5 protein-coding genes and 1 pseudogene are annotated in these 7603 nt (G+C 73.1%); 2 read left to right on the top strand and 4 right to left on the bottom strand.

Annotated features, from left to right (window positions below; all coding sequences use genetic code 11):
* Positions 1–6: 6 nt before the first annotated feature.
* Entirely contained in the window at positions 7–4791 is a 4785-nt protein-coding gene (locus tag HWD93_RS10085) for a DEAD/DEAH box helicase (protein ID WP_261646745.1), read from the bottom strand.
* 170 nt (positions 4792–4961) lie between these two features.
* Here HWD93_RS10085 and HWD93_RS10090 point away from each other — a divergent pair, with 170 nt between their 5' ends.
* Entirely contained in the window at positions 4962–5600 is a 639-nt protein-coding gene (locus HWD93_RS10090; RefSeq protein WP_374115157.1) for a PadR family transcriptional regulator, read from the top strand.
* A 144-nt stretch (positions 5601–5744) separates the two neighbouring features.
* Here the strand turns inward: HWD93_RS10090 and HWD93_RS10095 are convergent, their stop codons facing one another.
* Positions 5745–6362, bottom strand: a complete 618-nt coding sequence (locus HWD93_RS10095; RefSeq protein ID WP_261646747.1) for an alpha/beta hydrolase — start codon at positions 6360–6362, stop codon at positions 5745–5747.
* A gap of 85 nt (positions 6363–6447) precedes the next feature.
* Here HWD93_RS10095 and HWD93_RS10100 point away from each other — a divergent pair, with 85 nt between their 5' ends.
* Positions 6448–6990, top strand: coding sequence for an NUDIX hydrolase family protein (locus HWD93_RS10100; protein WP_070417646.1), 543 nt, complete (start codon positions 6448–6450; stop codon positions 6988–6990).
* A gap of 80 nt (positions 6991–7070) precedes the next feature.
* Here the strand turns inward: HWD93_RS10100 and HWD93_RS10105 are convergent, their stop codons facing one another.
* Positions 7071–7274 carry a CsbD family protein gene (locus HWD93_RS10105; RefSeq protein WP_070417647.1) on the bottom strand — a complete coding sequence of 68 codons (204 nt, stop codon included), beginning with the start codon at positions 7272–7274 and terminating at the stop codon, positions 7071–7073.
* Positions 7275–7396: 122 nt separating this feature from the next.
* A pseudogene (locus HWD93_RS10110) lies at positions 7397–7603 on the bottom strand (ATP-dependent helicase); the annotation flags it as partial.

The raw sequence follows: 7603 nt of genomic DNA on the forward strand, positions 1-7603 counted from the left end.
GTGCGCTCAGACACGGAGACGCAGCCCCTGCGGCGTGGCGGTGAACCCGGCTTCGCGCAGCGCCGAACCGAGCGGGGTCTCGAGGACGAAGTCGCCGTCCACTCGCTCGACCGAGAGCTTCCGCAGGCCGCTCCGCACGGTCGCGGCGATCGACGCCGCAGCCACGGCGAGGTCCGCCGGGTCGTCGGTGAAGGTCAGCACCGACTTGCCACCGCGTTCGACGTACACCGCGAGGTGCCCGTCGACCGTCGTGACGAGCGCACCCGCCTTGCGCCCGGGCCGGTGCCCGCGGCCCGTCGTCTTCACGGGAGCGGAGTCGGCGGCCCCACTGGGACGACCAGCGGTACCGTCGGCGCTGCCCGCACCGTCGTCGTCAGGCCCGGCGGCGGTGTCGGACGGCCACGGCAGCGATGCCCCGTACGCGTTCGCCGGGTCGGTCGCCGCGAGGGTCAGGGCATCACGCGACCGGTCCGGATCGGCCCGTTCGTCGTCGTCGATGTCGCGCGCGTACGTGCGGAGCCGGTCGACGGTGGGCCCCGTCGCGAACTGCGCGGCGCCGAGGCCCTCGACGAAGTAGCCCCGGCGGGCCCGGCCGGACTCCTCGAAGCGGGAGAGCACCCGGTACACGCCGGCGAACCCGCCCCGGACGCCCTCGACCTGCACCGCGCCGCGGGTGACGACGCCGTACCGCTCGAGCAGCTGTTCGGCGGTCGCGGCGGCCCGGACGGTCGCGTCGGACTCGGCGAGGGGGAGCAGGGACCACCGGCCGCCGACGGACGGCGGACCGGACTGGGTCGGCATCGTCGGCCGACGACGGCCGCGGTACGCCCGTGCGCGGGGTGCGCTCGAGCTCTTCGCCTTCCCGCCGAGCATCGCGCGCAACGGCGCGAAGGTGTCGTTCGTGATCTGCCCGGCCCACACCAGGTCCCACAGCGCGGTCGACAGGGCGGTGTCGTCGGTGCTGCCGACGGCCTGCCCGAGCTGCCGGAAGAAGTACGCGCCGCCGCCCGCGAGCGCACCGAGCACGTCCCGCTGGAGCTCGGTCGTCTCGTCACCGGAGGGCTCCGCCAGGGTCGTGGCCGCGGTGTCGGCGAGGTGCAGGCGGATCCAGCCGTCGTTGCCCGGCAGGGTGCCGCCGCCGGACCAGAGGACCTCGCCCGTGGCGGTGAGCTCGTCGAGCATGCTCGGCGCGTAGTCGCCGACGCGTGCCGGCAGCACGAGGGTCTCCCACGCGCTCGCGGGCAGTGCCACCCCGGCGAGCTGGTCGACGACCTGGAGCACCCCGTCGACGCCGCGCAGCCCACCGCGGGTGCCGGCGGTCCGGACGTGCTGCCACGCGGGCAGGAACCGCGCGAGGGCGTCCGGCGCGACGGGCTCGACTTCGTGCCGGAGCGCCGCGAGCGACTTCGTGCGGATGCGGCGGAGCACCTCGGCGTCGCACCACTCCGCACCCTGGCGATCGGGACGGAACTCGCCCTCGACCACGCGACGGTCGGCGACGAGGCGGCGCAGGGTGTCCTGCACGACGGCGATCCCGAGCCCCAGCCGTCCGGCGGCGTCCTGCGCGGAGAACGGCCCGTGCGACCGGGCGTACCGGCCGACCAGGTCGCCGAGCGGGTCGGCCACCGGTTCGACGAACGCCGTCGGCACGCCGATCGGCAGGGGCACCCCGAGGGCGTCGCGCAGTCGGGAGGCGTCCTCGATCACGGCCCAGCGGGTCGCGCCGGCGTGCGAGAACGCGAGCACGCGGCGGTCCCGCTCGAGCGCGGCGAGCACGGTCTGCACCTCGGTCGTCGCTGCGGCGCGGTCGTCCGCCTCCGCCAGCCAGCTCCGGTCCACGATCTCGTCGAGGTCGAGCGCGCCCACGAGCCGCAGGACGTCGACGATCCCCTCGGCGTCGCGCGCCCGGCGGTCCGGCGAGAGCCGCTGCAGGTCACGCTCGACCGAGGCGATCACCGCCGGGTCGAGCAGCTCGCGGAGCTCGGCACGACCGAGCAGCTCGCCGAGCAGCGTCGAGTCGAGGGACAGTGCGGCCGCCCGACGCTCGGCGAGCGGGGAGTCCCCCTCGTACATGAACGCGGCGACGTACCCGAAGAGCAGCGAGCGCGCGAACGGCGACGGCGTCTCCGTCTCGGTCTCGACCAACCGGATGCGCCGGCCCGCAATGTCGTCGGCGATCCCCAGCAGGGCGGGCACGTCGTACACGTCCTGGAGGACCTCGCGCACGGTCTCGAGCACGATCGGGAAGGACGGGTACTTCTGGGCGACCTCGAGCAGCTGCGAGGCCCGCTGCCGCTGCTGCCAGAGCGGGGACCGCTGCCCGGGGTTCCGGCGGGGCAGCAGGAGCGCCCGCGCGGCGCACTCACGGAAGCGCGCGGCGAACAGCGCCGACGCCCCGACCTCGTCCGTCACGAGCGCTTCGAGGTCGTCCCGCTCGAACACGAACAGGTCGGCGCCGGGAGGCTCGGCATCGGTCTCGGGGATGCGCACGACGATCCCGTCGTCGGCGGCCATGGCGTCGCCGTCGATCCCGTGGCGCTCACGGAGTCGTGCGGCGACCGCCAGGGCCCACGGCGCGTGCACCTGCATGCCGTACGGCGAGTGCAGGATGAGCCGCCAGTCGCCGAGCTCGTCACGGAAGCGCTCGATCACGAGGGTCGTGTCGTTCGGCACGTGTCCGGTCGCGGCGCGCTGGTCGCGGAGGAAGGTGAGCAGGTTCGTCACGGCCCGTTCGTCGAGCCCGCCGGCGGCCACCCGGGCGCGTGCGTCGTCGTCGGAAGCCCCCTCGACCTCGCGCACGAAGGCCCCGGTGGCACGGCCGAGTTCCGCGGGGCGACCGATGCCGTCGCCCTTCCAGAACGGCACGCGGCCCGGCTGCCCGAACGCGGGGCTGACGATCACCCGGTCGTGGGTGATCTCCTCGATGCGCCAGCTCGTCGCACCCAGCGCGAAGACGTCACCGACGCGGGACTCGTAGACCATCTCTTCGTCGAGCTCGCCGACGCGCGAGGCCTTCTCGCCGACCATGAACACGCCGAACATGCCGCGGTCGGGGATCGTCCCGCCGCTGGTGACCGCGAGCCGCTGGGCACCCGGACGCCCGGTCAGGGTGCCGTGCACACGGTCCCACACCAGGCGCGGGCGGAGCTCGGCGAACTCGTCGCTCGGGTAGCGCCCGGTCACGAGGTCGAGCGTTGCCTCGAACGCGGAGCGGGGCAGACCGCTGAACGGGGCGCTCCGCCGCACGAGCTCGAACCAGTGCTCGACGTCGACCGTGTCGATCGCCCCCGCTGCCACGGTGTGCTGCGCGAGGACATCGAGCGGGTTCGCCGGCACCGAGATCGACTCGATCTGCCCGGCCACCATCCGCTCGACCGTCACGGCACTGTTCACCAGGTCGGCGCGGTGCTTCGGGAACAGCACACCGCGCGAGATCTCGCCGACCTGGTGCCCGGCGCGACCGACGCGCTGGAGACCGCTCGCGACCGAGGGTGGCGCCTCGACCTGCACGACGAGGTCGACCTCGCCCATGTCGATGCCGAGCTCGAGCGAACTCGTCGCGACGACGCAGCGCAGTCGACCGGACTTCAGGTCGTCCTCGATGATGGCGCGCTGGTCCTTCGAGACGGAACCGTGGTGGGCGCGGGCGAGCACCGGCACGGCGGCGTCGGAGCCCCCGCCACCGGTCTGCCCGGACGCGCCGATCACCTGCGCCGGGGGCCGCTTCGTGCCCTGCGGGGCGACGGCGTGCGCCGAGGTCCGTGCCGGCGACTGCGGACGCCCGCGCGCGACCGGCAGGCCGTCGTCGGCGGGGGAGGCACCGGCCGGAACCAGCGCCCCGTCACCGACCGAGCCCGCCGCCGCGAGCACGCGTTCTTCGTGGATCTCGTTCAGCCGTGCCGTCAACCGCTCGGCCAGGCGGCGGGAGTTCGCGAACACGATGGTCGACCGGTGTTCCTCGACCAGGTCGACCACGCGTTCCTCGACGTGGGGCCAGATCGACCCGTTCGTCGGTGACTCGGTCGCGTCCGCACCGACGGGCGGTGCACCGAGCTCGGCCATGTCGTCGACCGGCACGACGACCCGCAGGTCGAACGTCTTCTGCGCCGGCGGGGCGATGATCGACACCGGTGCGCGTCCGCCGAGGAACCGCGCCACCTCTTCCGGGGGGCGCACCGTCGCCGACAGCCCGATCCGCTGCACGGGCTTCTCGAGCAGGTCGTCGAGCCGTTCGAGCGAGACCGCCAGGTGGGCGCCGCGCTTGGTGGACGCGACGGCGTGCACCTCGTCCACGATGACGGTGTCGACGTTCACCAGGGTCTCGCGCGCCTGCGAGGTGAGCATGAGGTACAGCGACTCCGGCGTCGTGATGAGGATGTCCGGCGGCTGCCGCAGCAGCTTCTGCCGATCGGACGACGGGGTGTCACCGCTGCGGACCCCGACCGTGACGTCGGGTGGTTCGAGCCCGAGGCGCCGTGCGGTCTGGGTGATGCCGACGAGCGGGCTGCGCAGGTTCCGTTCGACGTCGACGCCGAGGGCCTTCAGCGGGGACACGTAGAGCACCCGGGTGCGCTGCTTCGCGGGCGGACGGTCGGTCGAGCTGATGAGTCGGTCGATCGACCACAGGAACGATGCCAGCGTCTTGCCGGACCCCGTCGGGGCGATCACGAGCGCGTGCTTCCCGGTGGAGACGGCGTCCCACGCACCGGCCTGCGCCGGGGTCGGTGCGGCGAAGGCGCCGCGGAACCACTCCGCGGTGGCGGGGGAGAAGCGCTCGAGGACGTCCGTCATGGTCCGTCCCATCCTGCCCGCCACCACCGACAGCGGCCCGTGCGGACGTACCCCTTGACAGAGCGATAGTTACCGATCTATCGTTAACACATCGCGATACGACGAAGACGATTCCGGTCAGACCGTTCGCGAGCCGACTCAGCACGACGGAAGGACGCATCATGCGACCCATGCACAACGACTTCGACACCACCCAGCACGCGCGCGGCCCCCGCTTCGGCGGCGCGCGGCAGCACCACGGCGCCGGCTTCCCCGGCCGCGACCGCGGTGACCACGACCACGGCGGACGCGGCGGTTTCGGCCCCGGCTTCGGTCGCGGCTTCGGACCCGGCTTCGGCGGTCCGGGGTTCGGCGGTCCCGGCTTCGGCCGCGAACGCCGTCGCCGCGGCGACGTCCGCCTCGCGATCCTCGGCCTGCTGGCCGAGGGCCCGCAGAACGGCTACGCCGTCATCAAGACCATCGCCGAACGCACCGGCGGCGCCTGGAAGCCGAGCCCCGGTTCGGTCTACCCGACGCTCCAGCAGCTCGTGGACGAGGACCTCGTCGTCTCCACGGGTGACGGCCGGAAGACGCTCTTCGAGCTCACCGGCGCCGGCAAGGCCGAGGCAGAGGCGAAGGCGGACGAGATCGCCGCGGCCTTCGACGCGCCGGGCCTCCCGGACTCGTCCCGCGAGTTCATCGAGGCGCTCCGGAAGACCATGGGCGTCCTGCACATGTACCGCACCAGCGCGACGGAGGAGCAGGCGAAGGCGGCGACCGCCAAGATCGACCAGCTCCGCAAGGACCTCCTGCAGATCCTCGCCGACTGACGTCGGAACCCGTGACGGGAGGCGCGGTGCCAGCTGGCACCGCGCCTCCCGTCCGCATCGTGAGCAGCAATGGTCGAGTCCGCACGTCGGACCCGACCATTTCTGCTCACCAAGCGCGCCGCGGGGCGAGCCCGCCGAGCGCGCCTACGCGCCGATGAACGCGGCCACGTCCGCCAGCTCCGCTGCGGACACCGCGTGGGGCAGGCCCTCGTACGTGCGATCCGTCACGGTGGTGTTCGTCGCCGCCCACGCCTGCGTCCGGGCGGTGGCCTCGCCGGGGATCACCGGGTCGAGGTCGCCGTGCCCGAGGAACACCCGGGGCCGGACGGCGGCGACGGCCTCGTCACGGGAGTCCGTCACGCCCGGCACGACGAAGCCGGACAGCGACACCGCGAACGCGAACGCAGCGGGCCGTGCCCGGAGCAGTTGCAGCGCCATCGATCCACCCTGCGAGAACCCGAGCAGCCCGATCCGCGGGTGCTCGGCCGCGACCGAGTCGATCCACTCGAGGACTCCGGCGACGGACTCGTCGACGGGCCCGAGTGCCGGGGAGCCCGGCGTCCCGAGCGGGTACCAGCTGTACCCCTGCCCGAACGGCATCGGCGCACGCAGCGACGCCATGGTCCACGACGACGGCAGCGCCGGGGCGAGTCCGAGCAGGTCGCGTTCGTTCGACCCCACCCCGTGCATCGTCACGAGCAGCGGGGTCCCCGCACGCTCGGAGGGGCTCCGGGTCCACTGCACGGCATCGCGATCGATCATGCGGACGACAGTAGTTGACGCATCAACCATCCCCAACCCCCGCGCCTTCCGCCGAACTCGCCGCGGTGACTGGTAGACACGGTGCATGGCCTCGCTGCGCACCCCCGACCCCGACTCCGGCTGGCTGTCCGACGAGGAGCTCGCGAACGTCCGCCGTCGACTGCCGATCTGCTACGTCGAGGCGGTGCCCGTCCGCACCGACGGCCTCGGCGTCGTCACCGAGGTGGGCGTGCTGCTGCGCGTCGCCCCGAGCGGTTCCATCGCCCGCACGCTCGTGTCCGGGCGCGTGATGTTCGGCGAGTCGATCCGGACCGCATTGTTCCGGCACCTCGAGAAGGACCTCGGGCCGATGGCGTTCCCGCAGCTGCCGTCGAGCCCCACCCCGTTCACCGTGGCCGAGTACTTCCCGCTGCCCGGCGCGTCCGTCTACACGGACGAACGGCAGCACGCGATCTCCCTCGCGTACGTCGTCCCCGTGACCGGCACGTGCGAGCCCCGGCAGGACGCCCTCGAGCTGACCTGGATGAGCCCGATGGAGGCAGCTTCCGACGCCGTCGCCGACGAGATGGAGGGCGGTCGCGGAGCGCTCCTCCGCGCCGGACTCGCATCGGTCGGCGCCCTCATGTAGCAGCCGCCGCCACCCGCACACGACGAAGCCCCCGGATCCGAATCGGACCCGGGGGCTTCGCAGCGCGGTACTGGACCGGCTTACTTGTTGTCGTTCTTGAGGCTGTCGGCCACGCCTGAAGCGGCGTCCTTGACGTTCGTACCTGCCTGCTTGGTGTCGGCCTTGACCTGATCGGTCTTGCCTTCAGCCTTGAGGCGGTCGTTGTCCGTCACGTTCCCGACGGCTTCCTTGGCCTTGCCAGCTGCCTTCGCAGCGGCGTTCTTGACGTCTTCGATCCCAGCCATAGGCTCTCCTTCCGACAGCGGACAGTTCCCCGTCAGCCGCTCGCGCGGCATCCGGTGAAGGAGAACCTACGCCCGTGGAGTGCGTCCGTGCTCAGGCGGCGTGGAGGTTGTCCCCTGAAGGATCAGCGCGCGGATCCGGCGGGACGGGAGGCGCGGCGCGAGCCACCACGACGGTTGCCGCCCGACTCGGTGCCGGACCCACGACCGGCGGCGTAGCCGCCCTCCGAGGACCAGACCGGAGCGGACCCGCCGCGGACGGTGTCGCTCGACGCGCGACGGCTGCCACCACTGCGGCGACCGCCGGACGCGGCACCCGAGCGCTGCCCACC

It is taken from the genome of Curtobacterium sp. C2H10, from assembly GCF_025407985.1.
In the GTDB taxonomy this organism is placed as follows: domain Bacteria; phylum Actinomycetota; class Actinomycetes; order Actinomycetales; family Microbacteriaceae; genus Curtobacterium.

Bases quoted from the DNA above. Each gene is read 5' to 3' on its own strand.
- HWD93_RS10095 (WP_261646747.1), bottom strand. From the start codon at position 6,362: ATGATCGATCGCGATGCCGTGCAGTGGACCCGGAGCCCCTCCGAGCGT.
- HWD93_RS10090 (WP_374115157.1), top strand. From the start codon at position 4,962: ATGCACAACGACTTCGACACCACCCAGCACGCGCGCGGCCCCCGCTTC.
- HWD93_RS10085 (WP_261646745.1), bottom strand. From the start codon at position 4,791: ATGACGGACGTCCTCGAGCGCTTCTCCCCCGCCACCGCGGAGTGGTTC.
- HWD93_RS10105 (WP_070417647.1), bottom strand. From the start codon at position 7,274: ATGGCTGGGATCGAAGACGTCAAGAACGCCGCTGCGAAGGCAGCTGGC.
- HWD93_RS10100 (WP_070417646.1), top strand. From the start codon at position 6,448: ATGGCCTCGCTGCGCACCCCCGACCCCGACTCCGGCTGGCTGTCCGAC.